This is a genomic window from Actinomadura parmotrematis, assembly GCF_019458805.1.
Taxonomy (GTDB): Bacteria; Actinomycetota; Actinomycetes; order Streptosporangiales; family Streptosporangiaceae; genus Spirillospora; species Spirillospora parmotrematis.
The window spans coordinates 22725-45245 of record NZ_JAIBOA010000034.1 but is presented as its reverse complement, the minus strand read 5'-3'; the positions used below and the strand labels follow the sequence as shown (position 1 = coordinate 45245).

General features: G+C 73.9%; 19 protein-coding genes. 14 read left to right on the top strand and 5 right to left on the bottom strand.

Annotated elements, in window-relative coordinates; genetic code table 11:
- Window positions 1-52 precede the first annotated feature (52 nt).
- From tsaE to tsaD, 5 genes are all read left to right on the top strand, one after another.
- A complete protein-coding gene (gene tsaE / locus K1Y72_RS34105) occupies window positions 53-487 on the top strand; it encodes a tRNA (adenosine(37)-N6)-threonylcarbamoyltransferase complex ATPase subunit type 1 TsaE (RefSeq protein ID WP_220170699.1) in 435 nt (144 codons plus the stop codon).
- Window positions 488-729: 242 nt separating this feature from the next.
- On the top strand, window positions 730-1803 hold the full coding sequence (locus tag K1Y72_RS34100; RefSeq protein ID WP_220170661.1) for a hypothetical protein: 1074 nt from the start codon (window positions 730-732) through the stop codon (window positions 1801-1803).
- Between the two features lie 41 nt (window positions 1804-1844).
- Window positions 1845-2531, top strand: a complete 687-nt coding sequence (gene tsaB / locus K1Y72_RS34095) for a tRNA (adenosine(37)-N6)-threonylcarbamoyltransferase complex dimerization subunit type 1 TsaB (protein ID WP_220170660.1) — start codon at window positions 1845-1847, stop codon at window positions 2529-2531.
- The gene (gene rimI, locus K1Y72_RS34090) at window positions 2528-3031 is read left to right on the top strand and encodes a ribosomal protein S18-alanine N-acetyltransferase (RefSeq protein ID WP_372453062.1); all 504 of its coding nucleotides are present in this window, start codon (window positions 2528-2530) and stop codon (window positions 3029-3031) included. Before tsaB ends, rimI begins: the two co-directional genes overlap by 4 nt.
- Window positions 3028-4065, top strand: a complete 1038-nt coding sequence (tsaD, locus tag K1Y72_RS34085; protein ID WP_220170659.1) for a tRNA (adenosine(37)-N6)-threonylcarbamoyltransferase complex transferase subunit TsaD — start codon at window positions 3028-3030, stop codon at window positions 4063-4065. The genes rimI and tsaD overlap by 4 nt, the downstream gene beginning before the upstream one ends.
- Window positions 4066-4161: 96 nt before the next feature.
- On the opposite strand, the gene K1Y72_RS34080 is transcribed toward tsaD, so the two are convergent.
- From K1Y72_RS34080 to K1Y72_RS34070, 3 genes are all read right to left on the bottom strand, one after another.
- Window positions 4162-5109, bottom strand: coding sequence for a phosphotransferase family protein (locus K1Y72_RS34080; RefSeq protein WP_308287359.1), 948 nt, complete (start codon window positions 5107-5109; stop codon window positions 4162-4164).
- A gap of 166 nt (window positions 5110-5275) precedes the next feature.
- A complete protein-coding gene (locus K1Y72_RS34075) occupies window positions 5276-7084 on the bottom strand; it encodes a hypothetical protein (RefSeq protein ID WP_308287358.1) in 1809 nt (602 codons plus the stop codon).
- A 596-nt stretch (window positions 7085-7680) separates the two neighbouring features.
- Window positions 7681-8916, bottom strand: a complete 1236-nt coding sequence (locus tag K1Y72_RS34070) for a THUMP-like domain-containing protein (RefSeq protein ID WP_220170657.1) — start codon at window positions 8914-8916, stop codon at window positions 7681-7683.
- A gap of 247 nt (window positions 8917-9163) precedes the next feature.
- On the opposite strand from K1Y72_RS34070, the gene groES reads away from it, so the two are divergent.
- The 4 genes from groES (at window position 9164) to K1Y72_RS34050 (ending at window position 12960) form a co-directional block, all read left to right on the top strand.
- Window positions 9164-9472 carry a co-chaperone GroES gene (groES, locus tag K1Y72_RS34065; RefSeq protein ID WP_153537401.1) on the top strand — a complete coding sequence of 103 codons (309 nt, stop codon included), beginning with the start codon at window positions 9164-9166 and terminating at the stop codon, window positions 9470-9472.
- An 87-nt stretch (window positions 9473-9559) separates the two neighbouring features.
- The gene (gene groL / locus K1Y72_RS34060) at window positions 9560-11188 is read left to right on the top strand and encodes a chaperonin GroEL (protein ID WP_220170656.1); all 1629 of its coding nucleotides are present in this window, start codon (window positions 9560-9562) and stop codon (window positions 11186-11188) included.
- 354 nt (window positions 11189-11542) lie between these two features.
- On the top strand, window positions 11543-12148 hold the full coding sequence (locus K1Y72_RS34055) for a sigma-70 family RNA polymerase sigma factor (protein ID WP_372453064.1): 606 nt from the start codon (window positions 11543-11545) through the stop codon (window positions 12146-12148).
- Window positions 12145-12960 carry a hypothetical protein gene (locus K1Y72_RS34050; RefSeq protein WP_220170655.1) on the top strand — a complete coding sequence of 272 codons (816 nt, stop codon included), beginning with the start codon at window positions 12145-12147 and terminating at the stop codon, window positions 12958-12960. The genes K1Y72_RS34055 and K1Y72_RS34050 overlap by 4 nt, the downstream gene beginning before the upstream one ends.
- A 16-nt stretch (window positions 12961-12976) precedes the next feature.
- On the opposite strand, the gene K1Y72_RS34045 is transcribed toward K1Y72_RS34050, so the two are convergent.
- Complete coding sequence (locus tag K1Y72_RS34045; RefSeq protein WP_220170654.1) at window positions 12977-13366, bottom strand: DUF5319 domain-containing protein; 390 nt, start codon at window positions 13364-13366, stop codon at window positions 12977-12979.
- Between the two features lie 298 nt (window positions 13367-13664).
- On the opposite strand from K1Y72_RS34045, the gene guaB reads away from it, so the two are divergent.
- The 4 genes from guaB (at window position 13665) to K1Y72_RS34025 (ending at window position 19847) form a co-directional block, all read left to right on the top strand.
- Window positions 13665-15161: an IMP dehydrogenase gene (gene guaB / locus K1Y72_RS34040; protein WP_220170653.1), complete on the top strand. Its 1497-nt coding sequence runs from the start codon at window positions 13665-13667 to the stop codon at window positions 15159-15161.
- Between the two features lie 108 nt (window positions 15162-15269).
- Window positions 15270-16391, top strand: coding sequence for a GuaB3 family IMP dehydrogenase-related protein (locus K1Y72_RS34035; RefSeq protein ID WP_220170652.1), 1122 nt, complete (start codon window positions 15270-15272; stop codon window positions 16389-16391).
- Window positions 16392-16483: 92 nt separating this feature from the next.
- Entirely contained in the window at window positions 16484-18223 is a 1740-nt protein-coding gene (locus tag K1Y72_RS34030) for a glycerol-3-phosphate dehydrogenase/oxidase (protein ID WP_220170651.1), read from the top strand.
- 139 nt (window positions 18224-18362) lie between these two features.
- A complete protein-coding gene (locus K1Y72_RS34025; RefSeq protein ID WP_308287357.1) occupies window positions 18363-19847 on the top strand; it encodes a phospholipase D-like domain-containing protein in 1485 nt (494 codons plus the stop codon).
- 42 nt (window positions 19848-19889) lie between these two features.
- On the opposite strand, the gene K1Y72_RS34020 is transcribed toward K1Y72_RS34025, so the two are convergent.
- Complete coding sequence (locus K1Y72_RS34020; protein WP_220170650.1) at window positions 19890-20633, bottom strand: TetR/AcrR family transcriptional regulator; 744 nt, start codon at window positions 20631-20633, stop codon at window positions 19890-19892.
- A 298-nt stretch (window positions 20634-20931) separates the two neighbouring features.
- Here K1Y72_RS34020 and K1Y72_RS34015 point away from each other — a divergent pair, with 298 nt between their 5' ends.
- The gene (locus K1Y72_RS34015) at window positions 20932-22512 is read left to right on the top strand and encodes a succinic semialdehyde dehydrogenase (RefSeq protein ID WP_220170649.1); all 1581 of its coding nucleotides are present in this window, start codon (window positions 20932-20934) and stop codon (window positions 22510-22512) included.
- Window positions 22513-22521: the final 9 nt, after the last annotated feature.

Genomic DNA, 22521 nt, shown 5'->3' with positions numbered 1-22521 from the left:
GCGCGAGCGGGGGGAGTGGCCGGTGGAGACGACCGTGCCGACGGCGGAGGACATGCGGGCGCTCGGCGTCCGGCTGGGCGGGCTGCTGCGCGCCGGGGACCTGGTGGTGCTGACCGGCGACCTCGGCGCCGGCAAGACCACGCTGACGCAGGGGATCGGGGAGGGGCTGAAGGTGCGCGGGCCGGTCACCTCGCCGACCTTCGTCATCGCGCGGGTGCACCCGTCGCTGGCGGGCGGCCCGGCCCTCGTGCACGTGGACGCCTACCGGCTGGGCGGCCACGCCGAGCTGGACGACCTCGACCTGGACGCCTCGGTGGACGCGTCGGTCACCATCGTGGAATGGGGGGAGGGCCTCGCCGAGGCCCTCACCGAAGATCGTCTGGAGATCGTCATTTCGCGGGGCGGGGCGGACGCGGGCGAGGAGCGCACCGTCCGGCTGACCGGTGTCGGTCAGCGCTGGGCCGGCGCGGCCGCCGACCTGCGGTAGAAGACGAAAGTTCTTCGTAAATTTACGTAAGTGTGATCCGACCAGATTACGGCGACATGTCGTACTCTTTGCCGGAGCGAACCTCACCTTCGCGGCATAACTGATTGCTCTAGGCATAGGAGTGCAATCCGGTGAGTGGCAGCCACCGCGGCGGGAGCGACCGCACGGACAGCTACGGCGGTCGTCCCCTCTCGGGCGGCGGCCCCTCGGCGGGTGGGCCGGGCAGCACGGAGGGGTACCGAATGGACGAGGGCGACCGCGGGCGTCCCCGCGACACCGGACCGTACTCCGGCGGCCCCTACTCCGGCGGCCCCTACACCGGCGGCTACGGCGACCCGCTGACGTCGGGCCCGCAGGAGCCCTACCGCCCCGCCGGGTACCGCACCGGCGAGTACCGGTCCAGCGACGACCGGGTGTCCGGCGGGTACCGGGCCGGCCGCGACCCGGGCGCCGCCGCGGGCGCCGGGCGGAGCGACGCCTACCGGGCGAGCCCCTACGGCGCCGGGTACGACAGCGGCGAGCACGCCTCCGGCGGGTACCGGACGGGCGAGCGCCGCGCCGGCGGGCCCCCGCGATCGGGCGGGCGCCGGAGCGCGTCCGGCAGCCACCGGGTGCGCGAGCGGCGCCGCGGCGGCGGCCTGTTCGTGCTGCTCGGCGGCCTCGTCGCGGCGGTCGGCGTGTGCGTGCTCGCGGCGTTCGCGATCCTGCGCGGCGTCGGCGGCACGGGCGGGCACGACGCGGGCCAGGTCGTCGGCACCGGCGCCGCCGAGAGCAGCCCGTCGGCCAAGGGCGAGCGGTCGCTGATGCCGGACGCCTGCGCGACGCTGCCGGCCGCGATCGCGGGCCGGCTCGCGCCGGGCGCCGACCGCACCCAGGCCGACAACTACCAGAGCAACGACCGGCAGAACCAGTGCGTGTGGGGCGCCTACACCGGCGACCACAAGCGGCAGCTCACCGTGGAGCTGCGCTCCGTCGCGGGCACCTCCGCCGACACCCCGACCGAGGCGGCCCGCAAGGCGTTCACCGGCGAGCGGACGGCCGACGAGTCGGGCAAGGCGCTGCTCGCCGGCCAGGAGATCGCCGAGAAGAAGCCCCTGGACGGCCTCGGCGACGAGGGCTACGTCGTCTACAGCGTGGACCGGGGCGAGGAGTCGGGCGAGGCCGTCGCCAACGTCCGGCTGGCCAACGTGCTGATCACCGTGCACTACTCGGGCGGCGACGGCGGCGAGGACGGCACCCCGCTGAGCGCCGGGAAGGCCATCGGCGGCGCCACCGAGGCGGCCCGCGGCATGGTGGACGCGCTGAACAGGTCCTGACCGGGCGGTAGCACGCCCGCACTCGGCTAGGCTTCCGTGGCGTGCTGGTCTTGGCTTTCGACACCGCTACGGCGGCCGTCACGGTGGCGCTGTACGAGTGGACCCCCGGCGAGGGCGTGCGCTGCCGCGGCGCCGTCGAGGAGGCCCGCACCCGCAAGCACACCGAGCTGCTGGTGCCCGCCGTCGCGGGCGTGCTCGCGGACGCGGGCGCGGTCCCCGGCGACCTGTCGGCCCTCGTCGTCGGCACCGGTCCCGGCCCCTACACGGGCCTCCGCGTCGGTCTCGCCACCGCGCGCGCGATGGGCGACGCGCTCCGCGTCCCGGTGCACGGCGTCTGCTCGCTGGACGTGATCGCCTGGGCGTCCGGGCGGGACGCGCCGTTCGCCGTCGCGACCGACGCGCGCCGCAAGGAGGTCTACTGGGCGCGCTACGCCTCCGCCGCCGTCCGCACCGCCGGCCCGGCCGTCGGCCCGCCCGCCGACGTCCGCGCGGGCGTGCCGGACGGGCTGCCGGTCATCGGCGAGGGCGCGGCGCTCTACCCGGAGGTGCTCGGCGGCACCGGGGACGGCTTCGCGCCGCTGCTGCCGTCGGCGGCGGCGCTCGCCGAGCTCGCGATCGTCCGGCTGTCGGGCCGCAAGGGCCCCGACCTGACCGCGCCCGAGCCGCTCTACCTGCGCCGGCCCGACGCCAAGGAGCCGGGCCCCCGCAAGAAGGTCACGCCCGCGTGAGCGGCGACGGGCCGCGCCTGCGCGCGATGACCGAGGCCGACCTCGCCGAGGTGCACGCCCTGGAGACGCGGCTGTTCCCCGAGGACGCCTGGAGCCTCGGCATGCTCCAGGACGAGCTGGCCGACCAGCCCCGCACCCGGCACTACGTGGTCGCCGAGCTGGGCGGGGAGATCGTCGGGTACGCGGGGCTCGCCGCCGCCGCCGACCAGGCCGACGTGCAGACGATCGGCGTCCGCGCCGACGTGCGCGAGGCCGGGATCGGCACGCTGCTGCTGACCGACCTGGTCGAGGAGGCCGGGCGGCGCGGCGCGGACGAGGTGTTCCTGGAGGTCCGCGCCGGCAACGACCCGGCGATCCGGCTCTACGAGCGGTTCGGGTTCGAGCGCGTCGGCCTCCGCAAGCGCTACTACCAGCCGTCCGGCACGGACGCGATCGTGATGCGCCGCCGCCGCGCGCCGCGCGCCGCCGGGTTCGGCTTCACCGGGGGGAACTCGCAATGATCAAGGATTCGGTGCCGCTCGTCCTCGGGATCGAGACCTCCTGCGACGAGACGGGCGTCGGGATCGTGCACGGGCACACGCTGCTCGCCGACGCGATCGCCTCCAGCGTCGACCAGCACGCCCGGTTCGGCGGCGTGGTGCCCGAGGTGGCGTCCCGCGCGCACCTGGAGGCGATGACCGCGACGGTCGACCGGGCGCTGGCCGACGCCGGCGTCGCCCTCGCCGACGTGGACGCGTTCGCCGTCACGGCGGGCCCCGGCCTGCCCGGCGCGCTGATGGTGGGCGTCGCGGCGGCGAAGGCGTACGCGCTCGCGCTCGGCAAGCCGCTGTACGGGGTGAACCACCTCGCCGCGCACGTCTGCGTCGACCAGCTCGAGCACGGGCCGCTGCCGAAGCCGTGCGTGGCGATGCTGGTGTCGGGCGGGCACTCCTCGCTGCTGCTCGTCCCCGACGTCGCGACCGACGTGCGGCCGCTCGGCTCGACCGTGGACGACGCGGCGGGCGAGGCGTTCGACAAGGTCGCCCGGGTGCTGGACCTCGGCTTCCCCGGCGGCCCGGTCATCGACCGGCGGGCCCGCGAGGGCGACCCGGCCGCGATCGCGTTCCCGCGCGGCAAGTACGCCGACGGCACCTACGACTTCTCGTTCTCGGGCCTGAAGACGGCCGTGGCGCGCTGGGTGGAGGCCCGGGAGCGGGCGGGCGAGCCCGTCCCGGTCGCCGACGTCGCCGCGTCCTTCCAGGAGGCCGTGGTGGACGTGCTGACGCACAAGGCGCTGAAGGTCTGCAAGGACAGCGGCGTCGACCACCTGCTGATCGGCGGCGGCGTCGCGGCGAACTCGCGGCTCCGCGCGCTCGCGCAGGAGCGCTGCGACGCGGCGGGCGTGACGCTGCGGGTGCCGCGGCCGAAGCTGTGCACCGACAACGGCGCGATGGTCGCGGCGCTCGGCGCCGAGCTCGCCGCGGCGAACCTGCCGCCGTCCGACCTGGCCCTGCCCGCCGACTCCAGCCTCCCGGTCGACCTGGTCACCCTCTGACCGGGTGGTCATGAGAGGTCGAGATGCGGCGTGTTGGCCTGTTGAATCGATTCAACAGGCCAACACGCCGCATCTCGACGGATGGTGACCGGGTGGTCATGGGGCGAGGTCGGCGAGCAGCCCGGCGAGGTAGTCCTCGTAGAGGGGGACGTGGACCTCGTCGAGGGTGCGGCCGCCGGTCTCGGGGAGCAGGTCGAGCAGGGCCCGCAGGTCCCAGTACGGGTCGTGCTCGTAGCCGCCGGACACCTGGTCGAAGCAGCGCAGGAAGGCGTCGGCGGCGGGCGGGCCGTACAGCAGCGCGAGGCTGAGCCGCATCGCGGCGATGTCGACGGCGGCCGGGCCGTAGGAGGCGTCCGACCAGTCCACGACGCCGGTCAGCCGCCCGTAGGACCAGAGCGTGTTGTCCGGCTGGTAGTCGCGGTGCACGAAGCAGGACCGCGCGGGCGGCGCGGGCCGCGCGGCGGCCTCGAACGCCCGCTCCCACAGTCCCGGACGGAGCGCGTGGCGCGGCGGGACGCGCACGTCGAGCCGGTTGTAGGGCATGTACGGCGGCATCGACGCCGCGCCGCGCAGGCCGTGCACCGACAGCAGCGCCGCGGCGAGCTGGATCAGGTACTCGGGCAGGTCGTCGCGGGACGGCCGCGGCGGGTGCCCGTCGAGCTTGGCGATGAGCAGCGCGGGCGCGTCGCAGTAGGCGCCGGCCGGGTCGGCGGCGACGAGCGCGGGCGTGCGGACCTCGGCGCCGGCGAGCAGCGCGAGCGCGGCGATCTCGCGCTCGGGCGAGAACTCGGCGGCGGCGAGGCTGTGGTCGCCCGGCAGCCAGCGGCGCAGCACGAGGTGGTGCGGGCTGCCCGCCCGGCTCTCCACCAGCACCTCGTGGTTGGCGTGCGCGGTGCCGCCCGCGAGCGGCCGCACCGTCCGGACCCGCGCGCCCTTGCCGAAGCACTCCTGGACCCAGCGCAGCGCGGACGCGGCGGGCGGGGTCGCGGGGGCGGGGGCGGAGGCGGGCGCGGCGGCCGGGAAGGGTGCGGGCGAAGTGGTCACGACCAACATCCAAACCGATCGGAACGGCGATTGAGAGTGATTTTACGAAGACCGAACGTAACGAAGAGCACGTCATCGCCGTCGTTCCGACGGTCGCGAGGGGGGCGGGACAGGCGGAAAGGGGCGCCCGGCGAGACCGCCGGGCGCCCCTTTCCGACGACCGCTCCTACTCCTTGCCCTCGCGGCGCGGGCGCAGCAGCGCCTCGGCGAGCGCGAGCATGGTCTCCTCCAGCGTGGACAGCCGCTTGAGCACGTCCTCGTGCACCGCGGTGACCTGCTTGGAGACGTCGTCGTGGACCGCGTCCACGCGGCGCCCGACCTCGTCCTGCACGTCGTCGAAGCGGCCGCCGAGCGCGGCCTGCACGGCCTCGGCGCGGCGCGCGACCTCGTCCTGCACGTCGTCCACGCGGCGCCCGAACTCCTCCTGGATGCGGCCGAACTCCTCCTGGACGCCGCCGACCTGGCGGGTGACGTCCTCCTGGAGCCCGCCGACCTGGCGGGACACGCTCTCGCTGAAGGTGTCGACCTGCTTGGTGACGTCGCCGTGGACCTCGCCGATGCGCTTGGACATGTCGTCGTGCACGCCGTTGACCTGGCGGGACACCTCGTTGTGCACCGACTCGACCTGCTTGACGACGTCGACGTGCACCGACTCCACGCGGCGGGAGACGATGTCGACCTGGGTGGTGAACTCCTCCAGGGCGTCGTCGACCTTGCGGGTGACCTCCTCGTGGATGCCCTCGATCCGCTGGCGGACGGTGTCGTGCACGTCCTCGAAGCGGCGGGAGAACTCCGCCATCCGCTGGGCGACGTCGCCGGCGGCCGACTCGGCGATCAGCGCCATGGTGGCCTGCACCTCGTCGCGGTCGGGGCGGGCGCGCAGCTCGGTGACGAGCGGCTCGACGGCCTCGCCGACCCGGCGCTCCAGCGCGTCGAACCGGTCGCTGTGGTCGATCTGCGGGCGCTCGGCGATCTCGGTGAGGCGGTCGCGCAGCGCGTCGATCTCCAGGGTCGCGGGCAGCTCGCCGACGCGGCCGTCCAGCGCGGCGAGGCGGTCGCGCAGGTCGGTGATCTCCAGCGCGGCCGGGAGCTGGCCGATCCGCTCCTCCAGCGTGGAGAAGCGGCCGTCCATGCCGCTCAGCCGGCGGTGCAGCTCGCTGATCTCCAGCGTGGCGGGGAGCTGGCCGATGCGGTCGTTGACCCCGTCGATGCGGTCGTCGACGCCCTCGAAGCGGCCGTCCAGGCCGTCCAGCTTGCCGGCGAGGCCCTCCAGCCGCCCGTCGAGGCCGTCCAGCCGGCCGCCGACGCCCTCGACGCGGCCGTTGACGGCCTCCAGGCCCTGCTCGACGCGCTCGGCCATCTCGCCGAGCGACTGGTCGACCCGGGTGGTGATGCCGTTGACCGAGTGGTCCAGCTTCTCCGAGCGGTGCCCGAGCTCGGCGAGCGACTTGTCCAGCCGGTTGAAGCGGACCGACGCCGCCTCCATGCTGCCCTGCAGCTTGTCGAGGCGCTTGGCCATCTCCGCCATGCGCTGCGACGCCTGCGCGGTGGCGTCGGTGATGTGCTGCGCGGAGTCCAGGACGAGCTGGATCCGGTTGAGGCCCTCGTCGACGTGCTCCGAGACGACGCCGACGTCGGCCCACAGCGCGGGCAGCTCGGCGACGGGCTTCACCCGGTCGCTCACCGCGTCGATGTGCTCGGCGAGGCTCTCGGCCCACTCCGGGGGCTTGCCCGACAGCTCGTCCACCACGCCCCGGACGCCGTCGAGCTGGCCGGTGAGGCCGGTGAGCTCGCGCTCCCGCACCTCGCGCAGCAGCCACTCCATGCCCTCCAGCCGCTGGCGGATCTCGTCCAGCACCTGGCCCTGGGAGCGCTGCTCATAGACGTGGTCCTGCGCCGCACGGGCGAGCAACTCCCGCATCCGGTCCGAGACCGGTTGACCCCCCGTCTGCAGGAAGTTGTGATTCGTTTCCACCCGATGCTCCTTCGTGTGCCGACGCGTCGAAATGGCGTGCGGCATTGAATCGTGAACGCCTCACTGTAGACGCTCCCGGGAGCGCCATAAGTCGGAACAGGGAACATGACGAGTTCTGCGGAATGCGCTTGATATCCCACAGGTGCGGGACGTGGGCGATGGTCCGCCGGGGCGGTGATCTGCCGGTTTCGGCGGTGATCGAAGCTCTTGGGGGCGGGCGTCCGTCCGGTCCCCGCGGCGCCGCGCCGGACCGGCCCGCGCGGGCCGCCCGAACTGCCGGTACATGTCCCGCGAGATGGGCAGTTGGCGACCGGGGGACGGCGCCGGGCGCGGCGCCCGCCGGCAAGATCGCATTTCTCCGCCGCGCCATTTCCGCGACGAATTTCGGCAGCCGCCGGTCACCCGGGCACCGGGTGGAGGTCATGTTCGGCAGATCATTTCAGGGATTGCCGGAGGCGGCCGAACGGAGGCCGCGGATTGGTGCCGGGGATACGACCTTGCCGGACCGCCGGAATCTGTGGTGAAGGCAATGCCGAAAGGCGGCGCGATTTACGCGGACGTGGCGCGCGGCGCCCGTCCCCTTGGGATCCGGGCGGTCAGGGGAGATCTTTGGAATCGGCGGCCGGGGACCGGCGCAGCGGGGTCGCCAGCAGCGCCACCGGGGCGTCCCCGACGCGGGTGAGCAGCAGCGTCAGCGGCGGGGCTCCGCGCGGCGCCCGCCGCGCGTAGCCGAGGTCGCGGCGGACCTGGTCGACGTCCAGCGCCGATCCGCGCTTCTTCACCGTCAGCGCGCCGACGCCGCGGCGGCGCAGCTCGGCCTTCAGCCGCTTCAGCGAGAACGGCAGCACGTCCTCGATCTCGTAGCCCGCCGCGAACGGCGTCTCCACCGGCGCGTCGGACGTGACGTAGGCGATGCGCGGGTCGGCGAGGCCGCCGCCCACCGCCGCGGCGACCTCGGCGACCAGGTGCGCGCGGATGACGGCGCCGTCCGGCTCGTACAGGTAGCGGCCCCAGCCGCGCACCGGCGGATCGCCGAGCCCGGGATCGGGCACGAGGGTGCGGACGGCGCCGCCGTCGATCAGGGTGGCGCGGCGCCGGACGTCACCGGCGAGGCCGCCGAGCCAGAGCGCGGCCTCCTTCACCTCGCCGCCCGCCGACACCCACTCGGCCTCCGCGCCGTCCGGGACCGCCTCGTGCGGGATGCCCGGCGCGACCTTCACGCACGCCGCCGGGGCGCGCCCGGCGAGCGCGAGGACGGTGTCGAGCGGCGGCTCGTAGGAGCGCGGGTCGAACACCCGGCCGCGCGCGGTGCGCCGCCCCGGGTCGGCGAAGACGGCGCCGTGCCCGGCGGGATCGGCGCGGGTCGCGTCGCCCTCGCGGACCCGCACGGACGCGTCCAGGCCGAAGGCGGCCACGTTCGCGCGGGCGACCTCGGCGGTCAGCGGGTCCAGCTCGACGCCGGTGCCGCCGAGCCCGGCCCGGCCGCGGGCGAGGAGGTCGCCGCCGACGCCGCAGCCGAGCTCCAGCACCGTCCCGGTCACGCTCTCGGCGAAACGGCGGGCCCGGTGGGCGGCGACGGGGGCGCGGGTGGACTGCTCCAGGCCGGCCGGGGTGAAGAACATGCGGGCGGCGTCGTCGCCGAACTTGGCGCGGGCCCGCTCGCGCAGCCTCACCTGCGTGAGCGCGGCGTTCACGAGCTCGGCGGGGTACCGCCCGCGCAGCCGCGACGCGGTCGCCAGCAGGGCGTCCTCGCCGACGTCGGAGCCCGCCGCCTCGGCCAGCGCCGCGCGCCCCCGCTCCGTCAGCAGTCCCCGGAACCCCTCGATGTCCATACGCTGGAAGTTATCCACCGCGAGAGAGCGCGCGGGACGGCCGCCGGAGCCGGTCGTGTCCGTGTTGACGGGGCACCGGACGCGGCATAGTGTCCATGACTGGCACTCTCCACGGTAGAGTGCCAACCACGCGACAAAGGTTCGGTCTGGCACCCGCGACGACAGGCCGGTCCAGGGTCGCCTTCTCTGTCACAGTGCCGGCCGGCCTGAAGGCCGGCCGAGGACCAATCGAAGGGGAGGTCAGATCATGACGACCGCCACCAAGGTTGTTCTCAAGCCGCTCGAGGACCGCATCGTGGTCCAGCCGCTTGAGGCCGAGACCACCACCGCGTCGGGTCTGGTGATTCCCGACACCGCCAAGGAGAAGCCCCAGGAGGGCACCGTCCTGGCCGTCGGGCCGGGCCGCGTCGACGACAAGGGCGACCGCGTGCCGCTCGACGTCGCCGTCGGCGACGTCGTCCTGTACTCCAAGTACGGCGGCACCGAGGTCAAGTACAACGGCGAGGAGTACCTCGTCCTCTCGGCCCGCGACGTGCTCGCGGTCATCGAGAAGTAATCACCGAGACGTGATGCGCCGCCCCGGCTCCGCCCACCGCATGGGGGCGGGTCCGGGGCGGATCGCGTGAACAAGGAGTTTCCTCTCATGGCGAAGATCCTGGAGTTCGACGAGGGTGCCCGCCGCTCCCTGGAGCGCGGCGTCAACGCTCTCGCGGACGCGGTCAAGGTGACGATCGGCCCGCGCGGCCGCAACGTCGTCATCGACAAGAAGTTCGGCGCGCCGACCATCACCAACGACGGCGTCACCATCGCGCGCGAGGTGGAGCTGGAGGACCCCTACGAGAACCTGGGGGCCCAGCTCGCCAAGGAGGTCGCGACCAAGACCAACGACATCGCGGGCGACGGCACCACCACCGCGACGGTCCTGGCGCAGGCGCTGGTCCGCGAGGGCCTGCGCAACGTGGCCGCCGGCGCCTCGCCGCTCAGCCTGAAGCGCGGCATCGACCAGGCCGCGCAGTACGTCTCCGACCAGCTGCTGAAGTCGGCCCGCGAGGTCGGCGAGAAGAGCGACATCGCGGGCGTGGCGACCATCTCCGCGCAGGACGCCCAGATCGGCGAGCTCATCGCCGAGGCGTTCGACAAGGTCGGCAAGGACGGCGTCATCACCGTCGAGGAGGCCCACACCATGGGCCTGGAGCTGGAGTTCACCGAGGGCCTCCAGTTCGACAAGGGCTACCTGTCCCCGCACATGGTGACCGACGCCGAGCGCATGGAGGCCGTCCTGGAGGACGCCTACGTGCTCATCGTCGACGGCAAGATCGGCAACGTGCAGGAGTTCCTGCCGATCGCCGAGAAGGTCGCGCAGACCAAGAAGCCGCTGCTGGTCGTGGCCGAGGACGTCGAGGGCGAGGCGCTGGCGCTGCTGGTCGCCAACAAGATCCGCGGCACCTTCGTGTCGGTCGCGGTGAAGGCCCCCGGCTTCGGCGACCGCCGCAAGGCGATGCTCGGCGACATCGCCGTCCTCACCGGCGCGCAGGTCGTCTCCGAGGCCATCGGCCTGAAGCTCGACGGCGTCTCGCTGGACGACCTCGGCCAGGCCCGCCGCATCACCGTCACCAAGGACGCCACCACCATCGTGGACGGCGCCGGCGAGCAGGCGGAGATCGACGGCCGGGTCAACCAGATCAAGGTCGAGATCGAGAACAGCGACTCGGACTGGGACCGCGAGAAGCTCCAGGAGCGCCTCGCCAAGCTGGCCGGCGGCGTGTGCGTGCTGCGCGTCGGCGCCGCCACCGAGGTGGAGCTGAAGGAGAAGAAGCACCGCCTGGAGGACGCCATCTCGGCGACCCGCGCGGCCATCGAGGAGGGCATCGTGTCCGGCGGCGGCTCCGCCCTGGTGCACGTCGCCAAGGAGGGCTTCGACGCCCTCGGCCTGTCCGGCGACGAGGCCACCGGCGCCGAGGCCGTCCGCCGCGCGCTGGTCGAGCCGCTCCGCTGGATCTCCGAGAACGCCGGCCAGGAGGGCTACGTCGTCGTCTCCAAGGTCCAGGAGCTGGACGCCGGGCACGGCTACAACGCCGCCACCGGCGAGTACGGCGACCTGGTCGCGCAGGGCGTCATCGACCCGGTCAAGGTCACCCGCTCGGCGGTCACCAACGCCGCGTCCATCGCGGGCATGCTGCTGACCACCGAGGCGCTGGTCGTGGAGAAGCCGGAGGAGCCCGAGGAGGGCGCCGCCGGCGGCCACGGCCACGGGCACGGCCACGGCCACTGACCCGTCAGGGCGCCGGTCGGGCCCCCGCTCCCCGGTCCGCCGGGGGCGGGGGCCTTTTCCGTTCCGCGGGCCGAGCCGGAAAGGAACTTTCGCGATCCAGCGGGCCTTATATAGCCCTTTGGTGCGCGATGTCGCTGTTCCTGGGAGCGTTGGGGGACGGTCCGGTCGCAGCGCGTCATCTCCGGGGCCGCCGGCGGGCACTGTGACCATTCCGTGTCCGAGTACGGTGCAGACAGGCCCGGTGGCGCTGGGCATCATGCATTCGTGACCGAGGGACTTTTTGTCGGGACGACGGCGACCGCGACCGACCCCTCGGAGGGGCACGATCCTCCGAAGCCGCCGGACGCGCGCCGGGTGCGGCTGCTCCGCTCCGCCGAGCGGGAGCGCGCGGGCGGGGACGGCGGCGGCGACCTGAAGGAGCTCGCCCGCCTCGCCGTCGCCGGCGACGGGGACGCCGTCGAGGTGCTGATCGGGCACGTGCGGCCCATGGTGGTGCGCTACTGCCGGGCCCGGCTCGGCCGCGTGTCGGGGCAGTACCACATCGCCGACGACGTGGCGCAGGAGGTCTGCATCGCCGTCCTGTCGGCGCTGCCCCGCTACCGCGACATGGGCCGCCCGTTCGCGGCGTTCGTGTTCGGCATCGCCGCCCACAAGATCGCCGACGCGCTGCGCAGCGCGGTGCGCGCGGCCGTCCCCACCGAGGACCTGCCCGACGGCCCGGACGACCGGCCCGGCCCGGAGGAGACGGTGGTCCGCTACATCGAGGCGCAGCGCGCCCGCGACCTGCTGACCCGGCTGCCCGAGCACCAGCGCGAGCTCGTGCTGCTGCGGGTGGTGGCCGGGCTGTCGGCGGAGGAGACCGGTAATGTACTGGGCATGTCCGCGGGGGCGGTACGGGTCGCGCAGCACCGGGCGCTCGCCCGGCTCCGGGCGATGGCCGGAGAGGAGTCGATCGCTTGACGGAGCGGAGCCACGGGGCCCCGGATCCGGCCGGGCGCGCGCACTCCGGAACCGGGCCCGAGCCGGCGGACCCCGCCCCGGACCCGGCGGAGCTGTCCCGCACCGATGCGCTCTTGGACGCCCTCGCGGCGGGGCGGCCGGTTGAGCAGGACGCGGGCGACCCCGCCGTCCACCTGCTGCGCGCCCTGGTCGCCGACACCTCGGCGGCGCCCGCGCTGCGGCTGCTGAAGGGCGGCGGCGACGACCCCGGCCCGTCCGGCGGCGCCCGCCGGCGGCGCGGCCCGCGCACCATCGTCGCGCTCGGCGTGGTCGGCGCGGTGCTCGCCACGACCGGTGTCGCGGCGGCCGGCAGCGGCCTCGTCGCGACGGACGCGGCGTCCCCGCGCCCGGCCGCCGAGGACCGGCACCCCACCCCAGTCGTCGTCACCCACCCCGCCGGCGGCGCGCCCGAGCGGACCGTCGCGCGGCCCAGCGCGCCCGAGCCGCGCCGCGGCCCGGCGCGGGCGTCGCGGCAGCGGCGCCCGGAACGCCCGGACGACCCGGTGGACGAGAGCATCCGCGAGCTGCGCAAGCGGCTGGACGGCCTGCTGCCGACGCGGCGGCCGGCGCGGCCGCGCCCGCCCGCCGTCCCGCCGCGGTTCAAGATTCCGCGGCCGCCCTCGGCGCAGTCGCTGCCGGGCGCCACCGCGCAGGCGGCGGAGCCGGCGGTGGAGGGCGCGGAGGGAACGGCCGGGGAGGAGACGGGCACCGAGCGGCGCATCGCCGAGATCGAGCGGCGCGCGCACGGCTACCTGGACCGCTACGGCCCCTGACCGGGGCCGGGACGGCTCAGACGCCGTCCCGGCCCTCCTCGCTGTCGATCACGCCGTCGACGTAGCCGCGGGCGTACTCCCAGCTCACGTAGTCGACGGGGTCGGGGGCCATCGCGGGCTCGTGGACGCGGGGCAGGCCCTCGTCGAGCAGGTGGCGCAGGTTGCCGTGCAGCAGGTCCCAGTCGATGTAGTGCATCTTGCCGCAGTCGCCGCAGTCGACGGTGAGGCCGCGGACCCCGAGCGGCTCCAGGAGGGCGCGGAAGACCTCCAGGTCGGCCAGGTCGGCCAGCACGTCCTCCCGCTCGGCCACGCTGAGCGGCGCGGTGTCGTCCGCAGGGTCGCCGAGCGACGCCGCGGGATCCTCCGGATCTCCGGCGAACGGGTCGAGCGGGGCGTCATCGTGCACACCCCCACGCTACTGCGGGTCGTCCGGGCAGGTGCACCCCTGGGGGCGTTCTGTACGCGAACAGCAGACAGCCATGGCCTTCCGGTGGGCCCGTAACCCCGGCCGGGCGGGGGAATGCGGGGCGCCGGGGGCGCGTTACGCCCTGTCACACGGCGCCCACGGCGCGCGCGGCCCGGGTGTCGGCAAGACCACTCCCGCGGCTCCGCGAACCGGCCGCCCCGCCGGCCGGGCACCCCCTACCATGGGGACGAGGTCGCTGTGACCTGGTCCGATGCCACCACCTCGTCGGAAGGCAACCATGAACCCCGCAGCCGAGCCCGCCAAGATCCTCCCGCCGGGCCTCACCTTCGACGACGTGCTGCTGCTGCCCGGCTACTCCGACCTGCAGCCGGGGGAGGCCGACACCACCACCCGCCTCACCCGCAACGTCTCGCTGCGCATCCCGCTGCTGTCGGCGGCCATGGACACCGTCACCGAGTCCCGCACCGCCGTCGCGATGGCCCGGCAGGGCGGCATCGGCGTGCTGCACCGCAACATGTCCGCGGCGGAGCAGGCCGAGCAGGCCGACCGGGTGAAGCGCTCGGAGGCCGGGATGATCACCAATCCGGTGACCTGCCTGCCCGACGCCACCCTCGCCGACGTCGAGGAGCTCTGCGCCCGCTACCGGATCTCCGGCGTGCCGGTCACCGACGTGCGCGGCGTGCTCGTCGGCATCGTCACCAACCGCGACATCCGCTTCGAGACCGACCTCGCGCGCCCGGTCCGCGAGGTGATGACGCCGCTGCCGCTGGTCACCGCGCCGGTCGACGTCGCCAAGGACGAGGCGTTCGCGCTGCTGGCCACCAACAAGATCGAGAAGCTGCCGCTGGTGGACGCCGAGGGCCGGCTGCGCGGCCTCATCACCGTCAAGGACTTCACCAAGAGCGAGCAGTACCCCCTCTCCACCAAGGACGCCGACGGCCGGCTGCTCGTCGCCGCCGCGGTCGGCGTCGGCGAGGACGCGATCCACCGCGCCAAGCTGCTGGTCGAGGCCGGCACCGACGTGATCATCGTGGACACCGCGCACGGCCACTCCAAGGGCGTCGCCGACACCATCGCGCAGATCAAGGCGGGCGCCGAGGTCGAGGTCGTCGGCGGCAACGTCGCCACCTACGCGGGCGCCCGGATGCTGGTCGAGGCCGGCGCGGACGGCGTCAAGGTCGGCGTCGGCCCCGGCTCGATCTGCACCACCCGGGTCGTCGCCGGCGTCGGCGTCCCGCAGATCACCGCGATCCTGGAGGCGGCCCGCGGCGCCCGCGAGGGCGGCGTCCCGGTCATCGGCGACGGCGGCATCCAGTACTCCGGCGACATCGCCAAGGCGCTCGTCGCGGGCGCCGACACGGTGATGCTCGGCGGCCTGCTCGCCGGCATCGAGGAGTCGCCCGGCGAGCTGATCTTCGTGCACGGCAAGCAGTACAAGTCCTACCGCGGCATGGGCTCGCTCGGCGCGATGCGCAACCGCGAGCGCGGCAAGTCCTACTCCAAGGACCGCTACGCGCAGGGCGACGTCAGCAGCGAGGAGAAGCTGATCCCCGAGGGCGTGGAGGGGCAGGTGCCCTACCGCGGCCCGCTCGCGGCGGTCGCGCACCAGCTCGTCGGCGGCCTGCACCAGTCGATGTGGTACGCCGGGGCGCGCACCATCCCCGAGCTGCAGGAGCGCGGGCGGCTCATGCAGATCACCAGCGCGGGCCTGAAGGAGAGCCACCCGCACGACATCCAGATGACCGTCGAGGCCCCCAACTACCAGGGGCGCTGACCGGACTCGTACCCTTTCCGGGGCTTGTTCGCGCCGCCGCGCGGGAACACTGCCGTCCGTGCGCCGCCCGAGCGGCGCCGAGGTCACCGAGGTAGAGGAAGAAGCGCAGTGGCTGCTGAGGTTGAGATCGGCCGGGGCAAGAGCGGGCGCCGGGCGTACGCGTTCGACGAGATCGGCATCGTGCCGTCCCGCCGCACGCGCGACCCCGAGGAGGTCAGCGTCGCCTGGCAGATCGACGCCTACCGGTTCGAGATGCCGCTCGTCGTGGCGCCGATGGACAGCGTGGTCTCGCCGGCCACCGCGATCGCCGTCGGCCGGCTCGGCGGGCTCGCCGTCCTCGATCTGGAGGGCCTCTGGACGCGGTACGAGAACCCCGAGCCGCTGCTCGCCGAGATCGCCTCGCTGGACGACGTGCGCGCCACCCAGCGGCTCCAGGAGATCTACACCGCGCCGATCCGGGAGGAGCTGATCGGGCGGCGCATCCAGCAGATCCGCGACGCCGGGGTGACGGTCGCGGCGCGGCTGTCGCCGCAGCGCACCGCGCAGTTCCACAAGGCCGTCATCGACGCCGGCGTCGACCTGTTCGTGATCCGCGGCACCACCGTGTCGGCCGAGCACGTGTCGGGGCGGGCCGAGCCGCTGAACCTCAAGCAGTTCATCTACGACCTGGACGTGCCGGTCATCGTCGGCGGCTGCTCCACCTACACCGCGGCGCTGCACCTCATGCGCACCGGCGCGGCCGGGGTGCTCGTCGGGTTCGGCGGCGGGTCGGGGCACACCACCCGCACCGTCCTCGGCGTCGCGGTGCCGATGGCGACGGCGGTCGCCGACGTCGCCGCGGCGCGCCGCGACTACATGGACGAGTCGGGCGGCCGGTACGTGCACGTCATCGCCGACGGCGCGATGACCAACTCCGGCGACATCGCCAAGGCGTTCGCCTGCGGTGGCGACGCGGTGATGGTCGGCTCACCGTTCGCGCGGTCGACCGAGGCGCCGGGCCGCGGCTACCACTGGGGCAGCGAGGCCCACCACGGCGACGTCCCCCGCGGCACCCGCCTGGACCTCGGCACGATCGGCACGATGGAGCAGATCCTGCACGGCCCCTCGCACGTGGCCGACGGGTCGATGAACCTCATCGGGGCGCTCCGCCGCGCGATGGCGACGTCGGGCTACACCGAGCTGAAGGAGTTCCAGCGCGTGCAGGTCGTCGTCGCGCCGCACCCGCACTGAGCCGCGCCGGGCGGCGTCCGGCCGGCCGGGTGACCCGGACCCTACTGTTGGGTAGGTAAGCGGGGACCGCAACCGAACGTGGGGAGTTCGCGATGACGGGATCACCGGTGACCGGCCTCGGCAGCTCGCGCCTCGGCCCGGCCGAGCGGGCGGCGGCGCTGGACCGGATGGCGGCCGAGGAGTTCGACGTCGTGGTGGTCGGCGCCGGCATCGTCGGCGCCGGCGCCGCGCTGGACGCGGCGACGCGCGGCCTGTCGGTCGCGGTGGTCGAGGCGCGCGACTTCGCGTCCGGGACGTCGTCGCGGTCGTCCAAGCTGGTCCACGGCGGCCTGCGCTACCTGGAGCAGTACAACTTCGACCTGGTGCGCGAGGCGCTCACCGAGCGGGGCCTGCTGCTCCAGCGGATCGCGCCGCACCTGGTGCGGCCGGTGCCGTTCCTGCTGCCGACGACGCACCGGGTGTGGGAGCGCGGCTACCTCGGCGCCGGCGTCGCCCTCTACGACGCGCTCGCGTTCCAGATGGGCAGCACCCGCGGCGTCCCGCACCACCGGCACCTGACGCGGCGCGGCGCGCTGAAGCTGGCGCCGTCGCTGCGCAAGGACTCCTTCACCGGCGCGATCCAGCTCTGGGACGCGCAGGTCGACGACGCCCGCTACGTCATGATGGCGCTCCGCACCGCCGCCGAGTACGGCGCGCAGATCGCCTCGCGCACCCAGTGCACCGGGTTCCTGCGCGAGGGCGAGCGCGTCACCGGCCTGCGCGTCCGCGACCTGGAGTCGGGCGTGACGAGCGAGGTCCGCGCCAAGCAGGTGGTGAACGCGACCGGGGTGTGGACCGACGACATCCAGCAGCTCGTCGGCGGGCGCGGGCGGATCCACGTGAAGGCGTCCAAGGGCATCCACCTGGTGGTGCCGAAGGACCGCATCCACTCGGCGACCGGGATCCTGCTGCGCACCGAGAAGTCGGTGCTGTTCGTCATCCCCTGGGGCCGGCACTGGATCATCGGGACGACCGACACCGCCTGGGACCTGGACAAGGTGCACCCGGCGGCGTCGCGCGCCGACATCGACTACGTGCTGGAGCACGTGAACGCGGTGCTGACGACGCCGCTCACGCACGAGGACGTCGAGGGCGTGTACGCGGGGCTGCGGCCGCTGCTCACCGGGGAGTCGGAGGAGACGTCCAAGCTGTCGCGCGAGCACGTGGTGGCGCACCCGGTGCCGGGCCTGGTGCTGGTGGCGGGCGGCAAGTACACCACCTACCGGGTGATGGCCAAGGACGCGATCGACGCGGTCGCGCACGGCCTGGACGGCCGGGTCGCCGAGTCGTGCACCGACCGGGTCGCGCTCGTCGGCGGCGAGGGCTTCCAGGCGATGTGGAACGCCCGCCACCGGCTGGCCGCCCGCTCCAAGCTGCACGTCGCGCGGATCGAGCACCTGCTGCGCCGCTACGGGACGCTCGTGGACGACCTGCTCGCGCTGGTCGCCGAGCGGCCCGACCTCGCCAAGCCGCTCGCCGGCGCGGAGGACTACCTGCGCGCCGAGATCGTCTACGCGGCCTCGCACGAGGGCGCCCGGCACCTCAACGACGTGCTGGCCCGCCGCACCCGCATCTCCATCGAGACCTGGGACCGCGGCGTCGGCGCGGCGCAGGAGGCCGCCGACCTCGTCGCGCCGGTGCTCGGCTGGTCCAAGAAGCAGCGCGACCGGGAGATCGAGTACTACCGCAAGCGGATCGAGGCCGAGCGCGAGTCGCAGACGCAGGACGACGACCAGACGGCGGACGCGCGGCGCCGCGGCGCCCCCGACATCGTTCCCACGGCGGCGCCCTGACCAGCCGGTCGACACCGATCGAGCAGCTTGTGATGAAAGTGACGTAGGGGAGTGAAGAAAAATTAGCGTCTGATGTCCGAATGGTTGCTAATCTCACCTTCTTGATCACCGGGGGGCCGGTGGCGGGAGGGCGGGGAACGTGCGGCGGGCGACGATCGTGTCCGGAGGAATGGCGGGGGCGCTGGCGCTCGTGCCGCTCGGTGCGCAGGCGGCGGGGGCCGACCCGAAGCCCGTCTCGGCGGCGGCCAAGACCAGGTGGGGCACCGCGAAGATCGCACCGCCGGCGGGAGCGGGCGGCCCCGTCCGCGTGACGCAGGGCGTGCGCTTCAACAAGCCGGGCGGGACCACCGCGCAGGCCGGGGCGATCGACCTCTACCTGAAGAAGCTGATCCGCAACTCGCCCAAGGGCTCGGAGATCGACGTCGCGCTGTTCCGGCTGCAGACCCAGGGCATGGCCAAGGAGCTCGTCCGGGCCAAGGACCGCGGCGTCAAGGTGCGGATCGTCCTGGACTCCGACAGCCTCAACTACCGGCGCTACATCTACGACTACCTGAAGCAGCACCTCGGCACGAGCACCGCCAAGCCGTCGTGGATCCTGCTGTGCGGGACGAACCGGGGCTGCATCGCGCCGGCCGTCGCGGGGCACTGGAGCAAGAACCACAACAAGTTCTACGCCTTCTCGCACACCTACGACTCCAGGAAGGTCGTCGTCCAGACGTCCGGGAACGCCACCGGCGGCATGTACAACCAGTACAACGACGCCTACACCGCCGTCGGGAACCTCTACGACTACTACCGCACGTACTTCTACGACCTGGCGAAGCGGAAGCCGAACGCGAACTACTGGCGGACCCGCACGAGCGGCAACCGGTCGGTCAGCTACTTCCCGAAGGCGTCCGGCGACCCGATCGTGGACATCCTGCGCGGCGTCGGCTGCACCGGCGGCACGAGGATCCGGCTGTCCAGCGGCATGTTCACCCGCAGCGGCGTCGCGGGCGAGCTGGCGCGGCTCGACAACGCCGGCTGCGACGTGAAGGCCGTCAGCGGGTCGCTCGGCGAGAGCGCCGTCAAGAAGCTGACGGGCTCGGCCGTCCACGGCGGCCCCGAAGTGCACTACTTCCCCGGCAGCGGGGTGCAGGCGCACTCCAAGTACCTGCTCATCGACGGCTCGTACCAGGGCAGGAAGCGCAAGCTCGTCTACACCGGCAGCCACAGCTACACGACCGAGGCGCTCCGCTACAACGACGAGTCGATGCTGACGATCGACGACAGGGCCACCTTCGACGCCTACGCCGCCAACTTCGCCACGGTGTTCGCCGCCGCCAGGGGCCGCCTGTCGCCGAGCCCGCTGCTCGCCACGCCGGTGGTGCCCGACGACGCGACCGACCACGACGGCGAGACCGCGCCGACCGGCGGCACCCCGTCCGCCGGCGCCCCGTCCGCCACGCCCGCCCCGGCCGCGACGCCCACCGCGGCCGCCCCGGCGGACGGCGGCGCGGCGCAGCCCGGCGACGACACCCCCGACACCGCCCTGGAGGGCGGGCCGGGCGTGCCCGACGGCGGCGGCGCCGTCCAGGCGGGCACCGACGCCGCCACCGGCGTCCCGCCGGACGACGGCGAGTGACGGAAGGCCGCCGGGCCCGCGCCCGGCGGCCTCCGCGTGCGCTCAGGACAGGCCGGAGCCGAGGATGAGGCGCATGCCCTTCTCGTAGAGGGCGGGGGAGACCCGGGCGGGGTCCAGCAGGTACTGGAAGGTCAGCCCGAAGTCGACCGCCATCGCGAGGGCGGCGCGGTCCTCCGCGCTCACCTCCGCGCCGTCGCCCGCGCCGTCGCCGCCCGCCGGGGCGCCGGCGGCGTCGCCGTCCGGGCCGGGGACGTGCGCGGCCAGGTGGGTGCGGCGCTCGGCGTACCAGTCGGCGATGCGCCAGCCCGCCGCGTAGTCGCGCATGCCGAAGAGCCAGAACTCCACCAGCAGCAGGTGCAGCAGCCGCGCCCGGTCGCCCTCCACCCGCTGCTCGTACGCCCGGGACGCGCGCCGGACCCGCTCCTCCAGGGGGCGCGCGGTGTCGCAGAGCTCCGCGCACGGCTCGCCGCCCGCCCGGTCGGCGGTGTAGCGCTCCAGCAGCGCGAGCAGGAGGTCGGTCTTGCCCGCGAAGTTGGAGTAGACCGCCCCCTTGGTGAGGCCCGCCGAGGCGGCGATGTCGTCCAGGGACGCGCCGTGGATGCCGCGCTCGGCCCAGAGCCGCTCCGCCGCGGCGAGCAGCGCCCGCCGCGTCTGCTCCCGGCGCTCCTGCCGGCTGCCGCCCCTCCTCGTGGCCACCGCCCGCCCGCCCGGTCTGCCCGCCGCTCCCGGCCGGCCGTCGCGCGGTCCGCCGGTGCCTCCGCCGAGGCCGTGCTGGGCGTCGACCATGTGGGGTCCTCCCTCGCTCGTCAGGGTGCCGAGGACGACGGCACCCCCGGACGGGCGGCAGCGTGCGTCCGGAAGCGGCGGCGGGTTTCGGCACCTCTCAACTCATGCTGTGTCCGGAATACACCGCCAGGGCATGGTCAATCCCCAACTTGTGGAACTCGGTGAGCGGTGGAACGTTTCAAGTGCGGCCCGGATGCGCGATCGGTGACAAGGATGCACGGAACGTGAGTGGCGTCACTGTCAGTGACTCGTTACTGTTGGGTAGTCAAGCATGGCCGCCTGGTCATATTCTGCGGCCATGGCATCTCCGACGATCCCGGCCAAAAGCGCCAGAGAGCTCGCGCTCCCCGCGCGCGTGACCGAGCAGCTGGTCTCGCACATCGCCGCCGGCGGTGCGGAGACCACCACGATCCCCGCCCCGTTCACCGGCGAGCCGCTCGCCACCGTCCCGGTCTCCGGGCCGGGCGACGTGGCCGCCGCCTACGAGCGCGCCCGCGCCGCGCAGCGCGCCTGGGCCGCGCTGCCGGTCCGCGAGCGGGTGAAGCCGTTCCTGAAGCTGGCCGAGGCGATCAGCGACCGGCGCGAGGAGATCCTCGACATCATCCAGCTGGAGACCGGCAAGGCCCGCCGGCACGCGCTGGAGGAGGTCCTGGACGTCGCGCTCTGCTCGCTCTACTACGCCCGCCGCGCGCCGAAGCTGCTGAAGGCGCAGCGCCGCCAGGGCATGATGCCGGGCCTCACCCGCGTCCAGGAGCTGCGGCACCCCAAGGGCGTCGTCGCGCTGATCTCGCCGTGGAACTACCCGTTCTCGCTGAGCGCGAGCGACATCGCGCCCGCCCTCATGGCCGGCAACGCCGTCGTGCACAAGCCCGACACCCAGACCTGCCTGTCCAGCCTGTGGATCCTGGACCTGCTGACGACCCTCGGGCTGCCCGAGGATCTCTGGCAGATCGTCGTCGGCGACCCCGCCGAGATCGGCGACCCGCTGCTGGAGCAGGCCGACTACGTGTCGTTCACCGGCTCCACCCGCGGCGGCCGCGCCATCGCCGCCAAGGTCGCGCCGCGCCTGGTGAACTACTCGCTGGAGCTCGGCGGCAAGAACCCGATGATCGTCCTCGCCGACGCCGACGTGGAGCGCACCGCGCACGGCGCGCTGCGCGCCTGCTTCACCAACGCGGGCCAGCTCTGCATCTCCATCGAGCGCCTCTACGTGCACGAGGACATCTACGACCGGTTCGTGCCGCGGTTCGCCGAGCTCGCGGGCAACATGAAGCTCGCCGCCGGGCTGGACTTCTCCGCCGAGATGGGCTCGATGACCTACGAGCGGCAGCTGGACAACGTCGTCGCGCACGTCGACCAGGCCGTCGCGGCGGGCGCGACCGTCCTCGCCGGCGGCAAGGCCCGGCCCGACGTCGGCCCGCTGTTCTTCGAGCCGACCGTGCTGGAGAACGTCACCACCGACATGGACCTCTGCGCGAACGAGACGTTCGGGCCGGTCGTGTCGGTGTACAGGTTCCGGTCCGAGGACGAGGTCGTCGAGCGCGCCAACGACACCGAGTACGGGCTGAACGCCTCGGTGTGGACCAGGGACGTGGCGCGCGGCCGCCGGCTCGCCGCCCGCATCCAGGCCGGCACCGTCAACATCAACGACGGCTACGGCGCCGCGTTCGCCTCCTACGACGCCCCGATGGGCGGGTTCAAGCAGTCGGGCGTCGGCCGCCGCCACGGCACCGAGGGCCTGCTGAAGTTCACCGAGGTGCAGACGGTCGCGAGCCAGCACCTGATGGACCTGGAGCCGCCCGGCTCGATGGCCTACGAGACCTTCGCCAAGCTCATGCTCGACGGCGTCAAGACCATGAAGAAGCTCCGGATCAAGTAGAGGACCGGC

What these genes read in the sequence shown, in the direction of transcription:
- tsaE (WP_220170699.1), top strand. Translation starts at nt 53, where the DNA reads ATGCGGGCGCTCGGCGTCCGGCTGGGCGGGCTGCTGCGCGCCGGGGAC.
- K1Y72_RS34100 (WP_220170661.1), top strand. Translation starts at nt 730, where the DNA reads ATGGACGAGGGCGACCGCGGGCGTCCCCGCGACACCGGACCGTACTCC.
- tsaD (WP_220170659.1), top strand. Translation starts at nt 3,028, where the DNA reads ATGATCAAGGATTCGGTGCCGCTCGTCCTCGGGATCGAGACCTCCTGC.
- K1Y72_RS34070 (WP_220170657.1), bottom strand. Translation starts at nt 8,916, where the DNA reads ATGGACATCGAGGGGTTCCGGGGACTGCTGACGGAGCGGGGGCGCGCG.
- groES (WP_153537401.1), top strand. Translation starts at nt 9,164, where the DNA reads ATGACGACCGCCACCAAGGTTGTTCTCAAGCCGCTCGAGGACCGCATC.
- groL (WP_220170656.1), top strand. Translation starts at nt 9,560, where the DNA reads ATGGCGAAGATCCTGGAGTTCGACGAGGGTGCCCGCCGCTCCCTGGAG.
- guaB (WP_220170653.1), top strand. Translation starts at nt 13,665, where the DNA reads ATGAACCCCGCAGCCGAGCCCGCCAAGATCCTCCCGCCGGGCCTCACC.
- K1Y72_RS34030 (WP_220170651.1), top strand. Translation starts at nt 16,484, where the DNA reads ATGACGGGATCACCGGTGACCGGCCTCGGCAGCTCGCGCCTCGGCCCG.
- K1Y72_RS34020 (WP_220170650.1), bottom strand. Translation starts at nt 20,633, where the DNA reads ATGGTCGACGCCCAGCACGGCCTCGGCGGAGGCACCGGCGGACCGCGC.
- K1Y72_RS34015 (WP_220170649.1), top strand. Translation starts at nt 20,932, where the DNA reads ATGGCATCTCCGACGATCCCGGCCAAAAGCGCCAGAGAGCTCGCGCTC.